At 74.3% G+C, this 24,118-nt stretch carries 22 protein-coding genes; 9 read left to right on the top strand and 13 right to left on the bottom strand.

The window, feature by feature from the left end:
* Nucleotides 1-108: 108 nt before the first annotated feature.
* Nucleotides 109-1,761, bottom strand: a complete 1,653-nt coding sequence (locus HUT06_RS28700) for a nitrite/sulfite reductase (protein WP_302931837.1) — start codon at nt 1,759-1,761, stop codon at nt 109-111.
* Nucleotides 1,762-2,060: 299 nt separating this feature from the next.
* Nucleotides 2,061-2,231 (bottom strand): hypothetical protein, encoded by a 171-nt coding sequence (locus HUT06_RS28695; protein ID WP_176198555.1) that lies wholly within the window; start codon nt 2,229-2,231, stop codon nt 2,061-2,063.
* A 341-nt stretch (nt 2,232-2,572) separates the two neighbouring features.
* Here HUT06_RS28695 and HUT06_RS28690 point away from each other — a divergent pair, with 341 nt between their 5' ends.
* Genes HUT06_RS28690 through HUT06_RS28680 form a run of 3 tightly spaced genes read left to right on the top strand, consistent with a single transcriptional unit; the run spans nt 2,573 to nt 5,468 of the window.
* On the top strand, nt 2,573-3,637 hold the full coding sequence (locus HUT06_RS28690) for a YihY/virulence factor BrkB family protein (RefSeq protein WP_254715438.1): 1,065 nt from the start codon (nt 2,573-2,575) through the stop codon (nt 3,635-3,637).
* Nucleotides 3,638-3,664: 27 nt separating this feature from the next.
* Entirely contained in the window at nt 3,665-4,651 is a 987-nt protein-coding gene (locus tag HUT06_RS28685; RefSeq protein ID WP_176198553.1) for a phosphotriesterase, read from the top strand.
* 58 nt (nt 4,652-4,709) lie between these two features.
* On the top strand, nt 4,710-5,468 hold the full coding sequence (locus tag HUT06_RS28680) for a phosphoribosyltransferase (protein WP_254715437.1): 759 nt from the start codon (nt 4,710-4,712) through the stop codon (nt 5,466-5,468).
* A 267-nt stretch (nt 5,469-5,735) separates the two neighbouring features.
* On the opposite strand, the gene HUT06_RS28675 is transcribed toward HUT06_RS28680, so the two are convergent.
* The 4 genes from HUT06_RS28675 to HUT06_RS28660 all read right to left on the bottom strand — a co-directional run bounded on the left by HUT06_RS28675 (nt 5,736) and on the right by HUT06_RS28660 (nt 9,414).
* Complete coding sequence (locus HUT06_RS28675; RefSeq protein ID WP_021600082.1) at nt 5,736-6,032, bottom strand: WhiB family transcriptional regulator; 297 nt, start codon at nt 6,030-6,032, stop codon at nt 5,736-5,738.
* Between the two features lie 183 nt (nt 6,033-6,215).
* Nucleotides 6,216-7,046: a sucrase ferredoxin gene (locus HUT06_RS28670; RefSeq protein WP_368406993.1), complete on the bottom strand. Its 831-nt coding sequence runs from the start codon at nt 7,044-7,046 to the stop codon at nt 6,216-6,218.
* Nucleotides 7,047-7,255: 209 nt separating this feature from the next.
* Complete coding sequence (locus HUT06_RS28665; protein WP_176198551.1) at nt 7,256-8,809, bottom strand: glycerol-3-phosphate dehydrogenase/oxidase; 1,554 nt, start codon at nt 8,807-8,809, stop codon at nt 7,256-7,258.
* The gene (locus HUT06_RS28660; RefSeq protein WP_176198550.1) at nt 8,806-9,414 is read right to left on the bottom strand and encodes a TetR/AcrR family transcriptional regulator; all 609 of its coding nucleotides are present in this window, start codon (nt 9,412-9,414) and stop codon (nt 8,806-8,808) included. The genes HUT06_RS28665 and HUT06_RS28660 overlap by 4 nt, the downstream gene beginning before the upstream one ends.
* Nucleotides 9,415-9,478: 64 nt before the next feature.
* Between HUT06_RS28660 and HUT06_RS28655 the strand changes: the two genes are divergently transcribed.
* From HUT06_RS28655 to HUT06_RS28635, 5 genes are all read left to right on the top strand, one after another.
* Entirely contained in the window at nt 9,479-11,068 is a 1,590-nt protein-coding gene (locus tag HUT06_RS28655) for an FAD-binding oxidoreductase (protein ID WP_176201686.1), read from the top strand.
* A gap of 5 nt (nt 11,069-11,073) precedes the next feature.
* Nucleotides 11,074-11,955 (top strand): diacylglycerol kinase family protein, encoded by an 882-nt coding sequence (locus HUT06_RS28650; protein ID WP_176201685.1) that lies wholly within the window; start codon nt 11,074-11,076, stop codon nt 11,953-11,955.
* Between the two features lie 312 nt (nt 11,956-12,267).
* Nucleotides 12,268-13,773, top strand: coding sequence for a metallophosphoesterase (locus HUT06_RS28645; protein WP_176198549.1), 1,506 nt, complete (start codon nt 12,268-12,270; stop codon nt 13,771-13,773).
* A 160-nt stretch (nt 13,774-13,933) separates the two neighbouring features.
* Nucleotides 13,934-14,434 (top strand): DUF4234 domain-containing protein, encoded by a 501-nt coding sequence (locus HUT06_RS28640; RefSeq protein ID WP_176198548.1) that lies wholly within the window; start codon nt 13,934-13,936, stop codon nt 14,432-14,434.
* 366 nt (nt 14,435-14,800) lie between these two features.
* Nucleotides 14,801-16,504 carry a bifunctional 3'-5' exonuclease/DNA polymerase gene (locus HUT06_RS28635; protein WP_176198547.1) on the top strand — a complete coding sequence of 568 codons (1,704 nt, stop codon included), beginning with the start codon at nt 14,801-14,803 and terminating at the stop codon, nt 16,502-16,504.
* Here the strand turns inward: HUT06_RS28635 and HUT06_RS28630 are convergent.
* Entirely contained in the window at nt 16,486-17,172 is a 687-nt protein-coding gene (locus HUT06_RS28630; RefSeq protein ID WP_176198546.1) for an SGNH/GDSL hydrolase family protein, read from the bottom strand. The two genes, HUT06_RS28635 and HUT06_RS28630, sit on opposite strands and share 19 nt — an antisense overlap.
* Nucleotides 17,169-18,569: an MFS transporter gene (locus tag HUT06_RS28625; RefSeq protein ID WP_176198545.1), complete on the bottom strand. Its 1,401-nt coding sequence runs from the start codon at nt 18,567-18,569 to the stop codon at nt 17,169-17,171. Before HUT06_RS28625 ends, HUT06_RS28630 begins: the two co-directional genes overlap by 4 nt.
* Before the next feature lie 115 nt (nt 18,570-18,684).
* Here HUT06_RS28625 and HUT06_RS28620 point away from each other — a divergent pair, with 115 nt between their 5' ends.
* Complete coding sequence (locus HUT06_RS28620) at nt 18,685-19,317, top strand: TetR/AcrR family transcriptional regulator (protein WP_217711496.1); 633 nt, start codon at nt 18,685-18,687, stop codon at nt 19,315-19,317.
* Here the strand turns inward: HUT06_RS28620 and HUT06_RS28615 are convergent.
* The 5 genes from HUT06_RS28615 to HUT06_RS28595 are packed head-to-tail and all read right to left on the bottom strand — an operon-like array spanning nt 19,283 to nt 24,109.
* Entirely contained in the window at nt 19,283-20,545 is a 1,263-nt protein-coding gene (locus tag HUT06_RS28615) for a flavin-dependent oxidoreductase (protein WP_176198544.1), read from the bottom strand. The two genes, HUT06_RS28620 and HUT06_RS28615, sit on opposite strands and share 35 nt — an antisense overlap.
* Before the next feature lie 16 nt (nt 20,546-20,561).
* The gene (locus HUT06_RS28610) at nt 20,562-21,443 is read right to left on the bottom strand and encodes an ABC transporter ATP-binding protein (RefSeq protein ID WP_176198543.1); all 882 of its coding nucleotides are present in this window, start codon (nt 21,441-21,443) and stop codon (nt 20,562-20,564) included.
* 52 nt (nt 21,444-21,495) lie between these two features.
* The gene (locus HUT06_RS28605; protein WP_176198542.1) at nt 21,496-22,353 is read right to left on the bottom strand and encodes an ABC transporter permease; all 858 of its coding nucleotides are present in this window, start codon (nt 22,351-22,353) and stop codon (nt 21,496-21,498) included.
* Entirely contained in the window at nt 22,350-23,126 is a 777-nt protein-coding gene (locus HUT06_RS28600; RefSeq protein WP_176198541.1) for an ABC transporter permease, read from the bottom strand. Before HUT06_RS28600 ends, HUT06_RS28605 begins: the two co-directional genes overlap by 4 nt.
* On the bottom strand, nt 23,123-24,109 hold the full coding sequence (locus tag HUT06_RS28595; RefSeq protein ID WP_176198540.1) for an ABC transporter substrate-binding protein: 987 nt from the start codon (nt 24,107-24,109) through the stop codon (nt 23,123-23,125). Before HUT06_RS28595 ends, HUT06_RS28600 begins: the two co-directional genes overlap by 4 nt.
* Nucleotides 24,110-24,118: the final 9 nt, after the last annotated feature.

Genomic DNA, 24,118 nt, shown 5'->3' with positions numbered 1-24,118 from the left:
CCCACGCCCCCCGGGAAAGTCCTCGGGGGCACGCGGTTCCAGGTTCTCCTCACCGCAGTACGGGCAGTAGAACGGCGCCATGCGCTCGCTCATCGGGAATCCGCTCCGCTACTTCAGGTCGGCGTCGTCGGCGCGGTGCACCCAGTCGGCGAACGTCTCGCCCTCGGTGCGCTGCGCGTCGAACTTGCGGACGACCCGCTCGAGGTAGTCGGTCAGCCCGGCCGACGTGGTCTTCAGCCCGCGGACCTTCTTGCCGAACGAGGCGCCGAGCCGGCCGCCCAGATGGACCTGGAAGCCCTCGACCTGGTCGCCGTTCTCGTCCACCACCAGCTGGCCCTTGAGGCCGATGTCGGCGACCTGGACGCGGGCGCAGGAGTTCGGGCAGCCGTTGATGTTGATGGTCAGCGGCTGCTCGAAGTCGGGGAGCCGCTTCTCCAACTCGTCCATCAGGTCCATGGCGCGCTGCTTGGTGTCGACGATCGCGAGCTTGCAGTACTCGATGCCGGTGCACGCCATCATGTGCCGCCGGAACGTGGACGGCCGCGCGTGCAGGTCGTGCTCGGCGAGCGCCTCGACGAGCGCCTCGGTGTTCTCCGCCGGCACGTCCAGGATGATCATCTTCTGCTCGAGCGTCGTGCGGACCCGGCCCGAGCCGTAGCGGTCGGCCAGCTCGCCGATGGTGCCGAGCAGCTCCCCGTTCAGCCGGCCGACGCGGGGCGCGAACCCGACGTAGAAGCCGCCGCCCTGCTGCGGGTGGACGCCCAGGTGGTCGCGGTGGACGTCCGGCGCGGCGGGCTCGGGGCCGTCCGGCAGCGCGTACCCGAGGTACTCCTTCTCCAGCACCTCGCGGAACTTCGCCGCGCCCCAGTCCTTCATCAGGAACTTCAGCCGGGCGCGGCTGCGCAGCCGCCGGTAGCCGTAGTCGCGGAAGATCGAGGTAACGCCGTGCCACACCTCGTGGGCCTGCTCGGGCTTCACGAACACGCCGAGGCTCTGGGAGAACATCGGGTTGGTGGACAGCCCGCCGCCGACGTACAGCGCGTAGCCGGTCTCCCCGGCGTCGTTCACCACGCCGACGAAGGCGATGTCGTTGATCTCGTGGACGGTGCAGTGCGAGGTGCAGCCCGACAGCGCCGTCTTGTACTTGCGCGGCAGGTTGGAGAACTCGGGCGAGCCGATGTAGCGGTCGTGGATCTCGCGCAGCTGCGGCGTCGCGTCGATCACCTCGTCGGCGGCGATCCCGGCCAGCGGGCACCCGATGATCGTGCGCGGCACGTCGCCGCACGCCTCGGTGGTGTGCAGCCCGACGGCTTCGAGCGCGTCCCAGATGGCGGGGACGTCCTCGATGCCGACCCAGTGCAGCTGGATGTTGTGCCGGTTCGTGATGTCGGCGGTGCCGCGCGCGTAGTTGCGCGAGATGTCGGCGATGGTGCGCAGTTGCGGGCCGCTCAGCTGACCGCCGTCGATGCGGATCCGCATCATGAAGTAGCGGTCCTCGAGCTCCTCGTCCTCCAGCGCGCCGGTGCGGCCGCCGTCGATGCCGGGCCTGCGCTGCGTGTAGAGGCCCATCCAGCGGAACCGGCCGCGCAGGTCGGACGGGTCGATCGAGTCGAAGCCGTTCTTGGAGTAGACGTCGATGATGCGGCGGCGGACGTTCAGCCCGTCGTCGTTCTTCTTGTTCTCCTCGGTGGAGTTGAGCGGTTCGCGGTAGCCGAGGGCCCACTGGCCCTCGCCCTTCTTGCGCTTGATCGCGGGTGGCACGGCGCGCGTCCTCATCTGTGGTCGTGAGGGACGCGTAGCGCACCGGCAGCATCAGACGGCCGGCTCAACGCTGAGCAGGATCAGGTCAAAGGTGACGCCGATGCACCACGCGCCCGCTGAGCAGGGGGCGTGGTCGGGGCGTCACCGACAGATCGCGCTGCGGACGCGCAGGAAGTCCACGTGCCGGCGCTTCGCCAGCAGGGGGTCCGCAGCAGTCATACTCAGACTCTGACATGACGTCTCGCGGCCTGTCCAGCCTCGTCCGGTATACGGACACGTGAGATGTGTCATGGGGCCGGTCATCCCTGCCTCCGCCAGTTCACCCGGGGCTCGGCGTCGTCGCCGGCCGGGCGGGTGCCGGGCGCGCCGCCGCGCTCCGGCGCCGCGGGCGGGGGCCGGTGCTGGCAGTCGCACCAGGAGCCGCCACGGCATTCCTCGTGGCGGCGCTCGCGGCAGGACTGGCAGATCACACCTCCATTGTCACCGATGGATCCCGGTGCCCGGCGCCCGGCTCCGGTGCGCCCCTCCCGGTGCGCGGTTCCGGTGCGCCGTTCCGGGCGGCCTGACACGCCCGGGTACGGGCGGATGCGCCCGCCCGTGGCCGGACCGGGACGATCATGGTCCGGACGACGTTCCGCTCCGTCCAACCGGGTATGGCCAAGGACATGTACGGGGCGGCGGGCCGGTGGGGAGACGATCGGACGGGGGAGGCGAGCGCCACGCGACGCACGGGCCGGCGACGCACGCGGCGGACCACGGAAATGGGCGAGGCGGCATGTTCCGGGCGCGCGACGCTCTACGGTGGGGCGGTGTGACGACCGTCTCCGACGCCGAGGGCGTCCCCTCGGCCGGGGACTCCGACTCCGAGCGGGACCCGCGCGGCCCCGGGCCGCGGGCGCGCTCGCGGCCGCTCGCGACCGCCCGCGCGGCCCTGCGCACCGCCGCCCGCGTCTGCTGGCTCCTCGTCAAGGGCACCGCGGTCGGCGCGTTCCGGTACCGGGTGACCGGCCTCGCGGCCGAGGCCGCCTTCTTCGCGCTGCTGTCGCTGCCGCCGCTCGTGATCGGGCTGATCGGCACGATGGGCCACCTGCGCGGCCTGTTCGGCGCCGACACCGTGACCGAGATCCGCTCCTGGGTGATCCAGCAGGCCCAGACGACGCTGACGGGCCCGGCGGTCGACTCGGTCGTCATCCCGCTGATCGACGACGTGATCCGTGGCGGCAGCCCCGACATCGTGTCCGTCAGCTACCTGATCTCGCTGTGGGCGGGCTCGCGGGCGACGAACGTCTACGTCGACACGATCACCATCTCCTACGGGCTGTCCGGCGTCCGCGGGGTGATCCGCACCCGGACGCGCGCGTTCGTGCTCTACCTCATCGGGCTGCTGGTCATGCTGATCGTCATCCCGATGCTGGTGGCCGGTCCGGCGCTGGTGCGGCAGGCGCTGCCGGAGAGCGCGCCGGCGGTGCAGATCCTGTACTGGCCGGTCGTGGTGATCCTGTCGATCCTCTTCCTCGCGCTGCTCTACCACATGAGCGTCCCGGTGCGGACGGCCTGGTGGCGCGAGGTGCCCGGCGCCGTGCTGGCGCTGCTGATCTGGATCGTCGGCAGCGCGGGCCTGCGGATCTACCTGGCCGGCTCGCTGAGCGGGGTGTCGGTGTACGGGTCGCTCGCCGCCGCGATCGCGGTGCTGGCGTGGCTGTACGTGGCGGCGCTCGCGGTGCTGATCGGGGCCGCGCTGAACGCCGAGATCGACCGGCACTGGCCGAGCGGCGACACCGCCCGGGCGCGCGCCGTGCGGGAGGCGCAGGCCGACCAGGTGCCCCGGGACCAGGGGACCACAGGTAAAAACAACCCCGAACCCGGCTCTGAATAGGTTAAACATGTCGTAACCTCGCGTGGCATGACCCCTCGTGAGGAGACCCGCCGGCTGCGGACCGTGACCGGCACGATCGCGACGTCCGAGATCACCGGGCCGGTGCTCGCTCACGAGCACCTCCAACTGGACCTGCGCTGGCCCGCGCGCCCCCAGCTGGTCGAGTCCGACCCCGGCCGCTGGCTGGACGAGGAGAAGCCCGTCCAGCGGGAGCTGTCCGCGCTGCGCAAGGAGCACGGGCTCGGCCTCGTGGTCGACCTCACCTGCTCGGGCATGGGCCGCAACGCCGCCGCGCTCGCCCGGATCAGCGCCGGCGCCCGGGTCGCCGTGGTCGCCGGGACGGGCGTGTTCACCGAGCCGTTCCACCCGGCGTTCGTCCGGGAGACGCTGGCCGCCGAGACCGGCCCGGACGGCCCGACCGGCGTGGAGCGGCTCGCGGAGCGGCTGCTCGCCGAGGTCGGCTTCGGCATGGACGGCACCAACTGCCTGCCCGGTGTCATCGGCGAGATCGGCACCTGGGGCGAGTCGCCGACCGACGCCGAGGAGCTGTGCCTGCGCGCCGCCGCGCGGGCGGCCCGCTACTCCGGCCTGTCCGTGGCGACCTACGGCCGGTCCGGGCTCGCCCAGATGGAGATCCTCACCTCCGCCGGGCTGTCCCCGGACCGCGTCGCCGTCGGCCAGCAGGACCGGGTGGACGACCCCGGCCAGCACCGCAAGATCGCCGAGATGGGCGGCTACGTCTCGTTCGGCACGCTCGGCCTCGCGGGCGGCGACCCGGACGCCGTCGGCGGCCGCGTCCGGCTCGTGCTGGACCTGCTGGAGGCCGGGCACGCCGACCGGGTGCTGCTGAGCACCGGCGTCTCCCGGATGGCGCAGATCGGCCGCTACGGCGGCGCCGGCTTCGGCTACCTGTTCGAGACCTTCCTGCCCGCGCTGCGCGCCGCGGGGGCCGACGAGGCGACGCTCGGCACCATCCTGCGCGACAACCCGCTGCGGTGGCTCGCCGGTTCCTGAGCGGGCGCCTCACGGCCGCGCGAGTGGGTAGGGGACACCCCGGAAGGGGGTGGTCCCCATGTCCTGGAACATGTCCTGGAACAGATCCGCACGAGGGGACTTCCAGCGGGCGGAGACCGTCCGGCTCCCCTACACCGACCGCGCCGAGGCGGGCCGCGTGCTCGCCGAGCGCCTCGTCCCCCTGGGCCTTGAGGGGGCGGCCGTCCTCGCGCTGCCGCGCGGCGGCGTCCCCGTCGGGTACGAGGTCGCGCGGCGGCTCGGGTCCCCGCTCGACGTCCTGGTGACCCGCAAGATCGGCTATCCGCCGCAGCCGGAGCTCGGCGTCGGCGCGATCGCCGAGGGCGGCGCGCCGGTGTTCGACGGCGAGCTGCTGGCCCGGCTCGGCCTGCGCGAGGACGACCTGGCGGACACGGTGGCGGCCGAGCGCGCCGAGCTGGACCGCCGCGTCGCGGCCTACCGGCGCGGCCGCCCGCTGCCGGCGGCCGCCGGGCGCCCGGTGATCGTGGTGGACGACGGGCTGGCGACCGGCGGCACCGCCCGCGCCGCGGTGCGGGCCATGCGCGGGCGCGGGCCGTCCCGGCTGGTGCTCGCGGTGCCGGTGGGCGCCGCGGAGACCGTCCACGCGCTGGAGGCCGAGGTGGACGACATCGTCGTCCCGGCGGCGCCGTGGGAGTTCCGCGCCGTGGGCCAGTGGTACCGCGACTTCGAGCAGCTGACGGACGCCGACGTGACGGCCTGGCTGGAGCGGGCCGCGTCCGGCGCGGGCGGCACGGGCTTGCCGGGCGGCGGTGGAGACGGAGGCGGCGGGCCGGCGTGAGCCGGTCCGCCCGGCCCCCGGAATGGCGGCCGTCGAATTTCGGTGAATGGGTCACATCGCGGAGTCGTTTGCGGTAAAAGCATCCCCGATGGAATGTCGTGGGACGATGTAACCCACCTGTGATGCAGATGTGACGACCGGGCCCGACCCGGTCGGAGGGGAACCCGCCCCGGCAACGCAAACGGCCCCGCGGGGCGGGGCCGTACGTTTTCAGGTGGCATGCCGGGGATCGCGTCGGGAGCGTTCTGGGCCTGCCCGCTCGCTCGGTCAGGCGGCGTTGGCGCGGCGCATCCGGCGACGGCGCTCGGACGCGCGCTCGTCCTCGTTGAGACCGCCCCACGTGCCGTACTTCTCGGGCCGGGACACCGCGTAGTCCAGGCACTCCGTGCGGACCGGGCAGCCCATGCAGATCTGCTTGGCCTTGCGCTCGCGAATCTCGCGCTCGGGCTGGCGCTCGCCGTCGGGACCGAAGAAGAGGACGAGGTCTTCCCCCCGGCACGCCGCGGCGTCCTGCCAGCCCCAGCTGGGACGAGGGAGGTTTGCCTGCCGACGTACCTGAGCCATGGAACACCCACCTTGATTGGTTTCGAACAAAAAACGACATGGACGCTCGACGTGCTTCAGGTGACATGAGTCAGAAGCGCCGAATGTTCCAACGTCTGGAGTTGCCGCTCTGTTCCCCGTCCGGTTGCTCCGGAATCCTGGGGACGTGCGACACGGAGGCCCTCGAATGGGGCCTCAAGGAGATTACACGAGGGCCGCCTCGTTGAGAAGGGTGAGTTCCCTAACAACATAGGTTCGCAAGTTCTCGCCGCAGTCCGGGCCGCAGGGGTCGGACTGCTGGACGGCCTCCAGGGCCACCCGGTAACGGCTCTCCCGAGCGGTAACGACGGCTTCGTACCGGGTTGTTCCGGTCAGCGACTCCACGGTCACCTCGTCCACCCCGAGGACGCCGGTCCGGGCGCGGACGAAGTGCTCCGCCGCCTGCGCCGGCTCGGGCGTCCCGGCCCGGCCGCGCAGCCGGTCGAGGACGACCTCGCCGCGCAGGTAGGCGTCCACGGCCGTCACGGCCTCGGTCTCGCCGAGGTCGCCGTAGTAGAGCCCGTGGGGAAGACACACCAAATTCGCCGCAAATCGGTCGCCGCCGACATGGGTGGTTTCCCATACGCGGCGGTCGAAACGCCCGGCGAGGGCGCGGGCCAGCGGCGCCCCGGTGCGCGCGCAGCAGGCGTTGTGCCGCCCGTGCGTGCAGGCCAGCAGCACCGGCTCCGCGGTCCGGGGGCCGAGCCCCGGTGACCGGCCGGCGGCGAGCGCGGCCAGGTCGAGCGCCGCCAGCTCCGCCGGATCGGCCAGCTCGCGGCCCTCCATCCAGACCTCGCCGCCGCGCGAGAACGCGGCGTAGACCTGGAGCGGCGGGGTGGCGCGGCGGCGGCCCGGCCGCCGGATCAGCTGCGGCCGGACGCCCGCATTCTTCGCGGCGCGCACGGCCTGGCCCACCGGGTCCGTCCCGGGCAGGTCGGTGACGTTCTCGGGCCACGGACCGGGGTGCTCGACGAGCAGCCAGGCGCGCGCCTTCACGGTCGCGCTCGCCAGGCACGGGCGCTCGCCCGTGTGGCTTCCCGGGCAATGCCCGCAGCCGTTCCCCCGCGTCACTCGTCCCCCCGGCCGATCTCCAGTGGATTAGGTAAGGGTAACCTAACGGCTCCTGCCCAAACCTGGAGGGGTGTGACGGAAGGGGTGACGGAGGTCTCAGTCCTTCCTTCCCCCGGCCCTCCGTCGGCCTTTCCTCAGCGCAGGGCGGCCCGGGGGAGCAGCGCTTCGGCGGCCGGCAGCGCGGCCTCCCGGTCGGCGGCGACGAGCCCGATCCGCGTGCGGCGGTCCAGCAGGTCGCCGGCGTCCAGCGCGCCCTCGTGCCGCACGGCCCAGGCCAGCTCCGCCCCCGTCACCGGCAGGCCCGGCACGACCGGCTCCAGCAGCGCGGGGTCGTCCCGGCCGAGCGCGGCCAGCATCGGCGCCTCCGTCCCGTAGCGCTGGACGAGGCGGGACGGCGCGTCCAGCGCGTCCAGCCGGGCGCGCGGGGCGGCGCCGACCAGCGGGAGCCCGGACGTGCGGCTCGGCGCCGCGGTGAGGCCGCGGGCGCGCACCGCCGCGTCGACGGCGTCCTGCGCCATCCGCCGGTAGGTGGTGAGCTTGCCGCCGACGACCGTGACGACGCCGTCCCGCGAGGTCAGCACCGCGTGGCGGCGGGAGATGTCGGCCGTGTCGCGGCCGTGCCCGAGGTCGAGCAGGGGGCGCAGCCCGGCGAAGGCGCCGAGGACGTCCGTGCGCCGGACGGGGACGTCCAGCGCGGAGGCCAGCACGTCGAGCAGGAACCCGATCTCGCCTTCGGTGGGCTCCGGCACGTCCGGGATCGGCCCGTCCGCCGGCTCGTCGGTGAGCCCCACGTAGACGCGCCCGTCGCCCTGCGGCAGCACCAGCAGGAAGCGGGAGCTCCCGCCCGGGATCGGCACGTGCATCCCGGCGGACAGGCCGCGCAGCGCCGCGGCCCGCAGCACCAGGTGGGTGCCCCGCGACGGGCGCAGCCGCACCCCGTCCACGAGGCCGCCCGCCCAGACGCCGGCCGCGTTCAGCACCGCCCGCGCGCGGACGGTGAACTCCCGCCCGGTCAGCTCGTCGCGCACCAGCGCGCCGTCGCCCGCCACCTGGACGGCGCGGCACCGGGTGAGGACGCGGGCGCCGTGCCCGGCGGCCGTCCGGGCGAGCGCGGTGACCAGGCGCGCGTCGTCGCACAGCTGCCCGTCCCACGACAGCAGCCCGCCGCGCAGCCCGTGCGGGCGCAGGGCGGGCGCGAGCCGCAGCGTCTCGACCGCCGACAGCCGGCGCGGGCCGGGCAGCACCGAGCGCGGGGTGCGCGCCGCGAGCCGCAGCAGGTCGCCGGCCCGCATCCCGCCGCCCGCGACCACCGCCTGCCCGCGCGACACCAGCGGTGTCAGCGGCAGCACGAACGGCAGCGCGCGCACCAGGTGCGGGGCGGTGCGGCGCATCAGCGTCCCGCGCTCGACCGCGCTCTCGTGCGCCACGTCCAGCTGCCCGGACGCCAGGTAGCGCAGCCCGCCGTGGATCAGCTTCGAGCTCCACCGGGAGGTGCCGAACGCCAGGTCGTGCGCGTCGACCGCGGCGACCGACAGCCCCCGCGACGCGGCCTCCAGTGCGGCGCCCGCGCCGGTCGCGCCGAGGCCGACGACCAGCACGTCCACCACCTCGTCGGGGAGCGCGGCGAGCTCGCGTTCCCGGCGCGCCGCGGTCAGCGACGTGCGCGGGTCCGGTGCGGAGGTGTTCATGGGGCGAGCATCCTCTCCAGGACGTGGCGGAGCTCGGCGTCGAACGCGTCGGCGTCGAAGCCGGGCTCGGCCGCGTCGATCATGATCGGTGCGGACAGCGCGAAGGACTGGACGATCAGCAGCAGCGCGCGCGCCTGCCGGCCGGGATGGCCGGCGCGGACCGTGCCGTCCCGCTGGCCGGCGGTGATCGCCTCCTCGAACCAGTCCAGGAACGCCCGCTGGCTGGCGCCGCAGCGGTCCAGCAGGTAGGGCAGCAGCAGCTCCGGGTCGACCTCGATGATCTTGCGCAGCAGCGGGTGCTCGCGGAACGTCCGGACGCCGGTGACCAGGCCGTCCACCATCCGGGACCGGACGGGCCGGCCGTCGTCGGGCGGCTGCAGCGCGCCGCCGAGCGCGGTCCACTCGCGGGTCATCAGGTCGGCGACGATCGTGCGGACGTCCGGCCAGCGGCGGTACAGCGTCATCCGGGACACGCCCGCGCGGCGGGCGATGTCGGTCAGCGTCGTGCGGCGCACGCCGACCGCGAGCACGCAGTCGCGCGCCGCGTCCAGCACGGTGTCGTCGGCGGTCCGCGCCGCCGGCCTGTTGTGACGATTCGACGTCATGTGTCACAGTGTAAGCACACAGGGGACGGGCGGACGACGAGGAGGCGGCGTGGAGACGCGGGACATGCTGTGGAGCGGCTGGGGGGATCCGGCCAAGGCCGCGCCGCTGCCCGAGGGGACGGCCGGGCTGCTGCGCGACCTGCTCGGCGTGCGGCCCGCCGCCGCGGCGCCGCCCGCGCTGCGGGCGCTGAAGGTCGCCGACCCCCGGCTCTCGGGCGCGGACCTGACCGCGCTCGCCGCGGTCGTCGGGGACGGCAACGTCCGCGCCGACGCCGAGTCGCGGGTCCGGCACACGCGCGGCAAGTCGACCCCCGACCTGCTGCGCATCCGCGCCGGGGAGACCTCGGACGCCCCGGACGCGGTCGTCCTGCCCGGCTCGCACGAGGAGGTCCTCGCGGTGCTCGGGGAGTGCGCCGCGCGGCGGATCGCGGTGGTCCCGTTCGGCGGGGGCACCTCCGTGGTCGGCGGTCTGGAGCCCGAGGGGGTGGACGCGTTCATCGCCCTCGACCTGCGGCGGATGGACCGCCTCGTGGAGATCGACGAGGTGTCGCGCACCGCCGTCCTCCAGCCCGGCCTGCGCGCCCCGGCAGCCGAGGCGCTGCTCGCCGAGCGCGGCTACACCCTCGGCCACTTCCCGCAGTCGTTCGAGTGGGCGACGATCGGCGGCTTCGCGGCGGCCCGGTCGAGCGGGCAGGCGTCCGCCGGGTACGGGCGCTTCGACGACATGGTGGTCGGGCTGACCGTCGCGACCCCCGAGGGCGCGCTCGACCTCGGCCGCGCGCCGAAGTCGGCCGCCGGACCCGACCTGCGGCAGTTCGTCCTCGGCTCGGAGGGCGCGCTCGGCGTGATCACGTCGGTGACGGTGCGGATCCGCCCCGTCCCGCAGGCCCGGGAGTACGAGGGCTGGCGGTTCGCGTCCTTCGACGCGGGCGCCGCCGCGCTCCGCGGGCTCGCCCAGGACGGGCCGCTGCCCACCGTCCTGCGCCTCTCGGACGAGGCGGAGACCATGGTCGGTCTCGCCGACCCCGCGGCGATCGGGGAGGGCGCGTCGTCGGCCGGCTGCCTCGCCGTGCTCGGCTTCGAGGGCACCCCGGCGGACGTGGCCGCCCGGCGGGCCGGGGCGGCGGAGGTGCTCCGCGACGCGGGCGGCGAGCCGCTCGGCGCCGGGCCGGGCGAGAAGTGGGAGCACGGCCGGTTCAACGCCCCCTACCTGCGCGACTCCCTGCTGGACGCGGGCGCCTTCGCCGAGACGCTGGAGACCGCCGCGTTCTGGTCGGACGTCCCGAAGCTCTACGAGGCCGTGCGGACCGCCCTCACCGGGACGCTGTCGGAGGCGGGGACGCCGCCGCTCGTCATGTGCCACATCTCGCACGTCTACCCGTCCGGGGCCTCCCTCTACTTCACCGTCGTCTCCGCGCAGGGGGAGGACCCGGTCGAGCACTGGGCGCGCGCGAAGCACGCGGCCAGTGACGCGATCGTGGACGCGGGCGGCACCATCAGCCACCACCACGGCGTCGGCACCGACCACCGCGACTGGTACGCCAGGGAGATCGGGCCCCTCGGCGCGGCCGTGCTGCGGGCGGTCAAGGAACGGGTCGATCCGGCGGGCGTCCTCAATCCGGGCGTCCTCGTCCCGCCGGCGCCGGAGGCGTGACCGCCATGCGCGCCTTCACCGCGATCGTCAACCCGGCGGCGGGCGGGTCCGCGTCCGCCTCCTGCCTGATCCCGCTCGGCCGGCTGCTGCGCGAGGCGGGCGCCGAACTCGACGTCGAGTACAGCCGCGGCATGGAGCACGCCGCCGACGTCGCCCGCGCCGCGGCGGAGGCCGGGCGCGTCGTCCTCGGCGTCGGCGGCGACGGCATGGTCGGCTGCGTCGGCGGCGCCGTCACCGGCACGGACGCCCTCTTCGGCATCGTCCCGGCCGGGCGCGGCAACGACTTCGCGCGGCAGCTCGGCGTCCCGTCGGACGCGGCGGAGCTGGCCCCGCTGCTGCTGGAGGGCGAGCCGCGCGCGGTGGACGCCATCGAGGCCAACGGGACGCCCGTCCTCGGCAGCGTCTACGCGGGCATCGACGCGGTCGCCAACGACAACGCCAACCGGACCCGGCTGCTGCGCGGCTCGGCCGCCTACTACGTGGGCGCGCTGCGCGCGGTCCTCACCTGGCGGCACGCCGACTACCTGATCACCGTGGACGGCGCGCAGCACCGGCGCGAGGGCTACACCGTCGTCGCGGCGAACTCCGGCTACTACGGGTTCGGCAAGCACATCGCCCCGGACGCGCGCGTCGACGACGGCCTGCTCGACGTCGTCCTCATCCGCAAGGCGCCGCGCACGCTGTTCTTCGCGGTGATGCGGGAGCTGGCGGACGGCTCGCACGTGCGGCGCCCGGAGGTGGAGGTCATGCGCGGCCGGGAGGTGCGGATCGAGCTGGCCGGCGAGTCCGGCCGCAGGATGCCCTACGGGGCGGACGGCGAGCTGCCCGGGGTGCTGCCGGTCACCGCCCGGATCATGCCGGGCGCGCTGCGGGTGCTGGCCCCCTGAGGTTTTGCCTGCTGTTTGGGGCGGTTTACGCCCGCATTACGGCTCTCCGTATAGCGTCAGTTACGTCCCGCTTTCGGGACCTTGGGGGCCGTCCTGCGGAGGCATCATGAGAGGCGACTGCACGCTCGCCGTTCTGGGGGGACTCATGGTGTTCGCGGACGCCCCGGACGTGGTGGCGCCGGCGTCCTTGGGGGTGGCGCCGGCGTCCACCACGCGCACGCGCGCGTCTGCTTGACGCCGCGACCGCCTCCGGACAGGCTGTGAGGATCCCCTCACCGCTGCCGGAGGCGTTTCGTGTCCGAGGATTCCCCCGTGCCCGACAACTCGCGTACGTCCGAGGCGGGCGCGGGGTGGGTCTGCGGGAGGCCCGGCACCTTCAACGAGCTGCTGCCCGAGCGCGTCCCCGACTTCTCCTGGCGGCGCCCCTCGGCGCTGTGGCGGTCCCGCAACGACGTGCTGGCGAAGCTGTTCGGCGACCCGTCCAACGCGATCCGGCGGCGCTGCGTCGCCGCGCTGCGCGAGCGCGGCACCCCGGCCGCGTTCACCGTGCACCGCTCGGCCCCGGAGTTCTCGTTCGCGCTGCTCGGCGACACGGGGGAGGGCGACCGCTCGCAGTACGCGGTGGTGCCCCCGCTGCTGCACGCCGCCGCCGGCACCGACTTCATGATCGTCGCCAGCGACGTGATCTACCCGACCGGTGACTGCGCGCAGTACCCGGACAAGTTCTTCCGCCCCTACCGGGACTACCCGGCGCCGATCTTCGCCGTCCCCGGCAACCACGACTGGTACGACGGCCTGCGCGGCTTCCTGCACGTGTTCTGCGGCCTGGACGCCGACTGCACGCCGCCGCCCTGGCGCGGCGCGCTCCGGTTCGTCCCGCGGCTGCTGTGGCGGCGCCCCGGCGAGGTCGACGCCGCCGCGGTCGCCGAGGCCCGCCGCGAGTACCGGGGCGCGCCCGGCCAGCACGCCGTCCAGCCGGGGCCGTACTGGGCGATCGACACGCCGTCGCTGCGGATCATCGGCATCGACACCGGCATCACCGGCGCCCTCGACCGCGACCAGGGCCGCTGGCTGCGCGAGGTCTCCGGTGGCCCCAAACCCAAGCTGCTGGTGACCGGAAAGCCGCTGTACGTGGACGACGAGCACCGGCCGGGGGAGATCGAGGGCGGCGGGACGGTCGACGAGATCGTCCGGGACCCGGCCCACCACTACGTGGCCGCGATCGGCGGCGACATCCACAACTACCAGCGCTACCCGCTGCGGACCGGCGACGGCCGCACGATCCAGTACATCGTCTCGGGCGGCGGCGGCGCGTTCATGCACGCCACCCACACGATCCCGCGCACGCACGTGGTCGAGGAGAACGAGTTCCGCTGCTACCCGCTGCGCGGCGACTCCCTCTCGCGCTACAGCAAGCTCTACGGGCGGTGGCTGCGGCTGCCGAAGCTGTTCGAGCTGACCCCGGAGGAGGCCACCGCCGCCGTCCGGTACCGGCTCGGCATCAGGCCGGGACGGGGCTATAAGGCCGCGCGGGAGGAGGCCAGGCCGCCGCGCCGCGCGCGCTTCGTCGCCGCGGTCCTCGGCGTCCCGCGCGACGGCCGCCGCCGCCCCGGGTTCCTGCGGCTGCCGGTGCACCGGCTCCCGCAGCGCTTCCGCTCGGAGCTCGCCGACTGGGACAGGCCGCCCTTCTTCAAGAGCTTCCTGCGGCTGGACGTGACGGAGTCGCGGTTGCGCATCCGCTGCTTCGCCGCGACGGGTTGCGGCGACCACGAGGCCGACCCGCCGTGCGAAGACGAGGTGACGATCCCGCTGCGGTAGCCCGAAAACCCGGCGAAGTCGCCCGCAAACTGGCCAAAGTCGGCGATTTATACCCCCGACGTGGTCCGATGCCGTTACAGTCTTGGGCTCAGCCTTACGGGTGAACGGTAACGGACGGTCGGCCGGAAAACGACCGCGTCCCACAGGAAGAGCGAACTCGATGAGTTACCCCCAGCAGGGCCAGGGCCAGCAGCAGCAGGCCTACCAGGGCGGCTACGCGCCCGCCCCGGCGCAGCAGGGCGCCGCCCCCGCCGCCGTCGGCGCGGGCCTCAACATGAAGCGCCGCAACCCGGTCGGAGCCTGGCTCGGCCTGCCCATGATCACCTTCGGCATCTACGGGCTGGTCTGGTTCTTCAAGGTCCACAACGAGCTGCACCAGTACGACCGCCGCATCGACAACGCCGCCACCAACGCGCTGCTGTCCATGCTGTTCGGCGCCATCACGCTCGGCATCTGGCCACTGATCATGTACGTCAAGCTCGGCGGCCGCATCGCCGAGGCCCAGCGCGCCGCCGGCCTCCAGCCGACCTGCAGCGGCGGCATGGGCTTCCTGCTCGGCATCATCGGCTTCGGCGTGCTGTACTACCAGATCCAGCTGAACAAGGTCGTCGACCGCTACGGCGACACCCCGGCGGGCCAGCAGGTCTCGCTGGTCGCGTAGTTCATTGCTTCGCCCTCGGCGGTCGGCGCTGGCGCGCCTTCCTTCCACGGGCGAAGCGGCGATCGCTGTGTTGATTGCTTCGCCCTTGGCGGTCGGCGCTGGCGCGCCTTCCTTCCACGGGCCAAGCGGCGATCGCTGCATCGCTCCGGCTCGCCTTGCGGCTCGCTTCGCGATCAGGTTTCTTGCTTCGCTCGAAACCTGGCTTCGCACGCGATCGCGGCGCTGAGGTCGTCGCGGTGCTGAGCTTCTAACCCGGGCGGTTACGGCCCTGATCGTCCGGGCTCTACAGGACCCCTCCGTGTGCACCCGTCGCGGAGGGGTCTTCGCGTGCGCGGTTCTGTCGGTGGGGGCCAGCACAATGGGCGGGTGAGGATCGCGGTCGCCGCCGGGGCAGGCGGCGGGGGGACGCTGCGGACGCTCGGTGAGGACGGGGCGCCCGCCGCACCCGCGCGCGACGTCCCGGACCTGGTCGCGGCCATCGCCGAGCAGGAGCGCGCCGCCGCGCCGCGCTGGGTGTGGCCGGCCACCGCGCGGCTCTACCCGCGGCTGCTCGACGCGGGCGTGCGGGTGGCGCGCTGCCACGACCTCGAACTGGTGGAGAGCCTGCTCCTCGGCCATGCCGGGCGGTACGGGGAACCGCGCTCGGTGCCGGCCGCGTGGGCGCGGCTGCGCGGCGAGCCCGTCCCGCCGGACCGCCCGCCCCCCGACGAGCCGGCCCCGCAGGCGTCGCTGTTCGACGACGAGCTGTTCGACCGGGGCGCGGGGCGGGACGCGCCCGCCGACGACATCGGGCAGGTCGTCGCGGTCCACGCCGCCCAGCAGCGCGCCATCGCCGGGCTGGACGGCTTCGCGCTGCTCGCGGCGGCCGAGTCGGCGGGCGCGCTGGTGGCGGCCGAGTTGCGGCACGACGGGCTGCCCTGGTCAGCGAAGGAGCACGACGCCCTGCTCACCGAGCTGCTCGGGCCGCGCCCCACCGGCGGGCTGCGCCCCCGCAGGCTGCAAGAGCTCGCCGACCAGATCAGCGCCGCCTTCGGCGCCCGGGTGCACGTGAACCCCGACTCGCCGGCGCAGATCGTCAAGGCGTTCGCGGGTGCGGGGCTGCCCATCGCGTCCACCCGCGCGCACGTGCTCAAGCGGCTCGACCACCCGGCCGTCCCGCTGCTGCTGGAGTACAAGGAGCTGTCGCGCCTGCACACCGCGCACGGCTGGGCCTGGCTCGACACCTGGGTGAAGGACGGCCGGTTCCGCCCCGAGTACGTGGTCGGCGGCGTGGTGTCCGGGCGCTGGGCGACGAGCGGCGGCGGGGCGCTGCAGATCCCGCGCGTCCTGCGCCGGGCCGTCGTCGCCGACCCCGGCTGGTCGCTGGTCGTCGCGGACGCCGCCCAGCTCGAACCCCGCGTGCTCGCCGCCCTCGCCGGCGACCGCGCGTTCACCGAGGCCGCCGCGCACGGCGACCTCTACGCGGCCCTGTCCGACGCCTTCCACGACGACGGCGAGGGCGGTCTCAGCGCCCGGGCGAAGGCCAAGCTGGCGCTGCTGTCCGCCATGTACGGCGGCGGGACGGGCGAGGCGGTGCAGCTCCTGGCCGTCCTCAAGCACCGGTTCCCCGACGCGTTCGAGTACGTGGAGGCGGCGGCGCGGGCGGGGGAGCGGGGGCGGCTCGTCCGGTCCCGGCTCGGCCGCACCTGCCCGCCGCCGTCCGCCGGATGGCGGGAGCTGACCGCGGTGGGCGACGGCGAGGAGCCCGGCGACCGGCGGGGCGCGGCGGCGCAGGCACTGCGCGGCCGGGGCCGGTTCACCCGCAACTTCGTCGTGCAGGCCACGGCCGCCGACTGGGCGCTCGCCCTGCTCGGCTCCCTCCGCCGCCGCCTCACCGCCCTGGGCCCTCCCCGGCTGGTGTTCTTCCAGCACGACGAGGTCATCGTGCACACGCCCGCCGGGCTGGCCGGGGACGTGGCCGAGGCGGTGCACGCGGCGGCGGGGGAAGCGCGCCGGCTGCTGTTCGGCGACACCCCCGTCCTGTTCCCGATGGAGACCGCCGTGGTCGACCGCTACGCCGACGCCAAGTGAGCCGCCAGCGCGCGGACCGTGTTGGCCGCGGCGAACGCGTGCCCCCGCGCGTTCAGGTGCAGCTGGTCGGAGCTGTAGATGCCGGGGTCGGCGGCGACCGGGTGGTCCGGCGGGTTGTGCACGTGGCGCGCCCCCAGCTCGGCGGCGACGTCGGCGGTCAGCGCGGCCAGGCGGCGGGTGCGCGACGACATGACCTCCCGGTAGCGCGCCGGGCCGAGCCCGGCGACGGTGATGTCCAGGAGCCCGATCGTGACGACGTCGGCCCCCGCGGCGCGGAACGCGGAGATCATCGCGGCCAGCTCGCGCCGCACCCCGTCGGTGTCGAACTCGGGGCGCAGCATGTCGTTGCCGCCGGCGACCACGAACGCCAGGTCGGGCCCGAACGCCAGCGCCGGTTCGAGCTGCGCGGCGCGGACCTCGGCGGCGACCAGGTCGCGGCGGCCGAGGTTGAGCGCGGTGAACCCCGGTGCCACCGCGCCCAGCGCCTCCTCGACGCGGTCCGTCCACGACAGGTCGCGGTAGCCGGGCACGGGCTCGCGGACGCCCTCCGCGACGCTGTCCCCGATCGTCACCATCCGCCGCCACGGTGCTTCGGCCAGCATCGCGGCGGCCTCGGCGGCGGGCAGGACGGCGGGGTCGGTCCCTTCCGACAGGACGGTCTCGGTCATGAGTTCTCCTTCGGGGACGCGCCGCTCCGGAGGGTCAGGAGCAGGCCGGCGACGGCCGCGCCGGCGGCGGCCAGCGTGCAGAACAGGTAGACGGCGGTGTAGTCGTCCTGCACCGCCCGAGCGGGCAGCATCGCGGCGAGGACGGCGATGCCGAGCGCGCCGCCGAGCTGGCGCGCCGTGGTGTTGAGGCCGGTGGCGCCGGCGAACCGCAGCGGGCCGACCGACAGCGCGGCGGCCGAGGCGGTGCCGGTGGTGAGCATCCCCATGCCGGTCCCGACCAGGAGGCCGACGGGGAGCCAGAACGTGAGGAAGTGCGGGTCGGCGGGCAGCGACGCGACCGCCCAGATCCCCGCCGCGACCATGATGGACGCGCCGCCGACCACCGCGGGCCGGACGCCGATGCGCCCGGTCAGGCGGCCCATCGTGATCGCGGCGGCGGTCGCGGTGAACGCGCCGGGCGTCGAGGCGAAGCCCGCCTTCAGGATCGAGTAGTGCCATTCGGAGGTCAGGTACAGCACGCCGAGCAGCAGCCACGAGTACAGGGCCGTTCCGTACAGGAACGAGGCGGCGTTCGCGGCGGCGAACTGCCGGTTGCGCCACAGCGAGATCTCCAGCGCGGGCACCGGGTGCCGCGCGGACCGCCAGAGCGCCGCGGCGACGAGCGCCGCGCCGCCGAGCAGCAGCGCGAGCGTGCGGGCGTCCGTCCACGACCAGTCCTGGGTCTGCGTCACGCCGAGTGCGACGCCGCCGATGCCGGTGCCGAGCAGGACCGTCCCGGCGAGGTCGGGGAGCCGTCCGGCGCCGCGCGCGGCGCGCGGCAGCCGCAGCCCGCCGAGCAGCATCGCCAGGCCGACCGGCAGGTTGATGACGAACAGCGACCGCCAGCCGAACTGGTCGACCAGCACGCCGCCGAGGCCGGGGCCGATCGCGGCGGCGAACGCGCCCGCCGCGCTCCACAGCCCGATCGCGCCCGCGCGCCGGTCGGCGGGGGTGTCGTGCAGCAGCAGGGCGAGGGACGCGGGGATCAGCGCGGCGGCCGCGGCGCCCTGCACGCCGCGCGTCGCCAGCAGCACGGGCACGTTCGGCGCCAGCGCACAGGCCAGCGAGGCCAGCGTGAACAGCCCGGCGCCCCACAGGTAGAGCGACCGCCGGCCGACCAGGTCGGCGAGCCGGCCGGCGGGGGCGAGCAGCGCCGCGAACAGCGCGGCGTACAGGGTGATCACCCAGGTGAGGCCGGTCAGCGAGCTGCCCGGGAAGTCGGTGTGCAGGTCGGGGACGGCCAGGTTCGCCACGGTGGCGTCCAGCATGGCCAGGAACGTCGCCCCGGCGGCCAGCCAGGGCACGTCCCGCCGCGCCCCGGCCGCGCGGGGCGGCGCCGCGGTGGTGTCGGCGGTCATGGGGAGGTCCTCTCCAGAAAAATAAACGAACGGTCGTACACTCTTCTCTCCGGACCCCCGCCGTCAAGGGGGTGAGCGCCTTGACTTTGCACGAACGGTCGTGCAGATTTATCGGGTGACGACGGACGGACGGCTGCTGAAGGGCGAGCAGACCCGCAACGACATCCTCTGCCGGGCCGCCGACATCGCCTCGGCGGAGGGCCTGGAGGGGCTGTCGATCGGCCGGCTCGCGACCGAGCTGCGGATCAGCAAGAGCGGGGTCTTCACGCACTTCGGCTCCAAGGAGGAGCTCCAACTCGCCACCGTCCGCAAGGCGGTGAAGCTGTTCCGCGAGCACGTGGTCAAGCCGGCCCTGGCCGCGCCGGAGGGCCTGCCCCGCGTCCGCGCGCTACTGGAGGCCTGGCAGCGCTACCAGCGCGAGCCCGTCTTCCCCGGCGGCTGCTTCTTCCACTCGACGATGGCCGAGTTCGACGCCCGCCCCGGCCGCGTCCGGGACGCCATCGCGGGCTCCCAGCGCGACTGGAACGCCTTCCTGGAGCGCTGCCTCACCGAAGCGCGCGACCGCGGCGAGCTGGCGGAGTCCGCCGACGTCCCGCAGCTGGCGTTCGAGCTGGACGCCCTCTGCCGCACCGGCGCGGCCCACGCCCTCCTGTACGACGAGCCCGCCTACCACGACCGCGCGGCGCGGGCCATGGACGCCCGCCTGGCCGCCGTCAGCCCGGCGGCGAGTACGACGGGCGCGTGTTGAGCGCCTCCACGTCGGAGAACGACGTCTGCCGGTAGGCGCCGGTGATCGCGCTCAGCTCCTCGGGGGACAGGACGTCCTCGATCCGCTCGAACCCGTGCGGCGCGCGCTCGCTCACGGTGTGCAGGACGCGGTCGGCCGGCATGTCCCGGCACGCCAGGACGATCGCGTTGGCCGTCTCGCGGCGCTCCTTCTCGTAGGCGAGCAGCCCGGTGGCGGGGTCGGCCGCCCGGACCAGCTCGTGCACCAGGACGCGGGCGTCGAGGACGGCCTGCGACCCGCCGTTGGAGCCGATCGGGTACATCGGGTGCGCGGCGTCGCCGAGCAGGGTGACCCGGCCGAAGGTCCACCGGTCGAGCGGGTCCCGGTCGACCATCGGGTACTCCAGGATCTCCGCCGCGCCGGCCAGCATCGCCGGGACGTCCAGCCAGCCGAACCGCCAGTCCGCGAAGTGGGGGAGCACGTCGCCGAGCCGCCCGCCCCGGTTCCAGTCGGCGGCGCCGGCCGCCCCGTCGCCGGCGACCTTCACCTCGGCGACCCAGTTCAGCAGCGCCCGCCCGCGCCGCTCGGCGCGCATCGAGATCGGGTAGACGACGATCTTCGCGGCGGTGTTGCTGCCCGCCACGGCCAGCGTCCGCCCGGTGAGGAACGGCGCGCCCTCGGTCAGGCCGCGCCACATCCGGATGCCGTTCCACAGCGGCGCCGGCTCCCGCGGGTAGAGCCCGCGGCGGACCGCGGAGTACAGCCCGTCCGCGCCGACCAGCACGTCCGCCGCGACGGTCTCGGCGGTGCCGGACGCGCGGTCGACCAGCCGCGCCCGCACCCGCGCGCCGTCCTGCTCGAAGCCGTCGAGCGCGGTGCCGGTGCGGACGGACCGCTTCCCGAGGCGCGCCAGCACCGCCTCCAGCAGCGCCATCTGCAGCTCGCCGCGGTGGATGGAGTACTGCGGCCAGTCGTAGCCGAGCGCGCGGCCGCGCGGCTCCCCCCAGATCCGGCCGCCGTACCGGTCGAAGTGCACCATCTCGCCGGTGGGGACGCCGAGCTCGGCCAGCGCGCCGCCGAGCCCCAGCTCGGTCAGCTCGCGGACGGCGTGCGGGAGCAGGTTGATGCCGACGCCGAGCGGCCGCAGCCGGGCCGCCGAGTCGACGACGAGCGCCTCGATGCCCGCCTCGTGCAGGCTCAGCGCGGTGGTGAGCCCGCCGATCCCGGCCCCTGCCACGAGTACGCGCATCGATCCCCTTCCCCCGTCAGCGCGCGGACTTGCCGCCCGGCTCCGCCTTGGTCATGATCTCCTCTCCGGCCGCCGTTTCGGAGTCGGCGTCCGGTTCCGGCCCCTGCGGCGCGGCCGTCCCGGTGGTGGGGGCGGCCCCCGGCACCTTGGCGCCGCCGCGGACCAGCCGGCCCACCTCGGCGCGGAGCCGGACGAAGTCCGGCAGCCCCCGCGTCTCGATCTGGTCGCGGGACGACGGCAGCTCGACGCGCAGGTCGGCGTGCACCCGGGCGGGGGCCCGGTTCAGCACCACCACGCGGTCGCCGACGTAGACGCTCTCGTCGATGTCGTGGGTGACCAGCAGGATCGTCATCTTCTCGGTCCGGTGCACCTGGAGGACGAGGTCCTCCAGGTCCTCCCGGGTCTGGGCGTCCACGGACCCGAACGGCTCGTCCATCAGCATCAGCGACGGGCGGTAGGCCAGGGCGCGCGCGATCGACACGCGCTGCTGCATGCCGCCCGACAGCTGCCACGGGTACTTGCGCCCCGCGTCCGGCAGCCCCACCGACTCCAGCGCCTTCTCGGCGGCGGCGCGCCGCTCCGCGCGGGCCATCCCGCGCCGGCGCAGCGGCAGCGCCACGTTGTCGCGGACGGTCAGCCAGGGGAACAGCGACCGGCTGTAGTCCTGGAAGACCACGGCGAGGTCGTCGGGCACGCCGTTGATGGGCGCGCCGTCCAGCGTCAGCGTCCCGCCGGACGGGCTGATCAGCCCGGCGATGCAGCGCAGCAGGGTGGACTTGCCGCAGCCGGACGGCCCGACGATGCTGAGCAGCTCGCCGTCCGGGACGGTGAGGTCGAGGCCGTCGAGCGCCAGGTGCCCGTCGGCGTAGGAGTGGGTGAGGCCGGTTATCTGAAGCATCTCGGAGGCCTTTTCTGTGTTATTTCCAGTGCGGTTCTTCGGTGCGGGGGCATCAGCCGGCGAGCCTCTGCGCACCCGTGTGCCAGGCCAGCAGGCGCCGTTCCAGCAGCATGAAGAGGGCGTTGAAGAGGAGGCCGAGGATGCCGAGCATCACGATCGCCGCCCACATCCGCGGCAGTTCGAAGGACCGCTGGGCGCCGATGAGCTCGGAGCCGATGCCCGCGGTGCTGCCGAACAGCTCGGACAGGACCATCAGGATCAGCGCGAACGACAGCGCCACCCGCAGCCCCGCGAAGATCTTGGGCGCCGCCGCCGGCAGGACGATCGCCAGCAGCCGGCGGCCGGGCCCGACGCCGAACACGCGGGCCGTGTCCAGCTGCAGCGGCTCCACGGTGCGGACGCCCTCGGCGGTGTTGAGCAGCACCGGCCACACCACGCCGAACGCGATCGTGACGACCTGCATGGTCGCGCCGAGCTGGAACACCATGATGAAGAACGGCACCAGCGTCGGCGGCGGCACCGCCCGCAGGAACTCCAGCACCGGGTTCAGCAGGTCGTTGAGGACCGCCGAGCGCCCGATCGCCGCGCCGATCGCGACGCCGGCGGCGCCCGCGGCGGCCCACCCGATGAACAGGTGGGTGAGGCTCGTGGCGAAGTCGTCCAGCGCCTTGTCGGTGAGGAACAGGTGCGACGCGGGGCCGCCGAACCACAGCTCGCGCAGCGCCTCGGCGATCGTCGTGGGCGGCGGGAAGTAGGTCTCCTCCACCGCCCGCGTCACGACCTCCCACAGCACGGCGGCGACGGCGACGAGCCAGACGCGCTCGGCGAACCCGCGCGCCGCCCGCGCCGCCCCGGCGCCCGGCCGCCGCGCGGTGCCGGCCGCCGGCGCCCCGGTGCCCGCGGCGCTCATACGGCGGCCTCCGCGCGGGCGGAGTGCCAGCGGAACGCGACGCGCTGCAGGCCGAGCAGACCCGTGTTGGCGAGCAGGCCGAGGACGCCCGCCCAGCACGCCCCGGCCAGCAGCAGGTCGGTGCGGCCCCCGCCGGACTGGGTCTCGCTCAGGTAGATCCCCACCCCGTCGACCCCGCCGGCGAACAGCTCGGTGCTGATCACGACGATGAGGGCGACGGACGCGGCGATCCGCACGCCGGTGGCGATGAACGGCGCCGCGCTCGGCAGCGACACCCGCCACAGCACGGCCGGCGTCCCGAACCCGAAGGCGCGCAGGCTGTCCTTGGCCAGCGGGTCGACGTCGCGGAGCGCGTACAGCGTGTTGATGAGGATCGGCCACAGGCACGCGTAGAAGATCAGCGACATCTTCATCCGGGTGGGATCCGCGAACAGGATGATGGCGAGCGGGATCAGCGCGACCGACGGGATCGGCCGCATCAGCTCGACCAGGGCCCGGGCCGCGGTGCCGAGCAGCGGCACCGAGCCGAGCAGCACGCCCAGCGGCACCGCCACGAGCACCGCCAGCGCGAGCCCGCCGAACCACGCCCGGAGCGTGGCCCCGACGTCCACCAGGAACTCCCCGTCCACCGCCAGCCGCCCCGCCTCCCGCAGGATGGTGGACGCCGGGGGCAGCGCGGTCGCGTCGACGAGACCGGTACGGCTCAGGGTCTCGATGACGGCGGCCACGCCGACCGCCCCGGCGGCACCGAGAACGATCCGGCGGAGGTTCATGGAGTCTGCGCGATGAACGACTTGACGTCGATGGGCTTGTCCACGTACTGGAACTCGCTCATCAGGTCGGCCACGCGCTGCAGGGCGGCGGCGTCCATCGACGTCGGGTAGGTCCCCATGCTCATGGACGCGGCGACCTTCGCGTTGATGCCCTTGGCGTACGTCGGCAGGACGGCCTCGACCACCTTGCGGTCGGCGGCCATGCCCTGCGCCTTCTGGAGCGCGCGCTGGAACGCCGCGACCGTCTTCGGGTTCTCCTTGACGAACTTCTCCGTCGCGGCGTACCCGGCGATCGGGAGGTCGGCGGTCTTGCCGGTGGCGAGGTCGGCCACCATCCGCGCGCCCATCGACTCCGCCATCTGGGTGCCGAACGGCTCGATCGCCTGGACGGCGTCCACGCTCTTGGATTTCAGCGCCTGCTCCATCGCCGGCGGCGCGACCTCGACGAACTGCTTGTCCTCGTCGAACTGCACGCCCGCCGGCGTCCCGGCGGCCCGGATCAGCAGCGTGCTGATGTTCCGCTTGGTGTTGACGGCGACCTTCTTGCCCGCCAGGTCCTTGATGGTCTTGTACGGGGAGTCGCCGCGCACCATCAGGGTGTGGGTCTTGGACGCGCTCCGGAACCCCTCCGCCACGATCTTCGGCTTGAAGCCCGGGTCCTTGGTGCCGGCCGTGAACAGCGAGACGTAGTTGCCGAAGCTGAAGTCGAGCCGGCCGCTCTTGAGCAGCGGGATCCCCGCCGCGCCGCCCTGGATGACCTGCGTCTTGACCGTGAGGCCCTCGGCCTTGAACAGGCCCTTGTCGATGGCCAGCTGGACCGGCGCGGTGTCGGCGACGGTCATGGTGCCGAGGGTGATCTCGGACTGCTCCAGGCCGTTGGCGGACTTCGGCTCGTCGGAGCCGCCGCAGGCCGCGGCGGCGACGGCGAGCACGGCGGCGAGCGCGCCGCCGAGCACCGCGCGTCGGGGGTGGGGTACGGACATGGGGGTTGC

Source organism: Actinomadura sp. NAK00032 (assembly GCF_013364275.1).
Taxonomy (GTDB): domain Bacteria; phylum Actinomycetota; class Actinomycetes; order Streptosporangiales; family Streptosporangiaceae; genus Spirillospora.
Note: the sequence above shows the minus strand (reverse complement) of the source record. Positions and strands in the feature narration are given on the sequence as shown.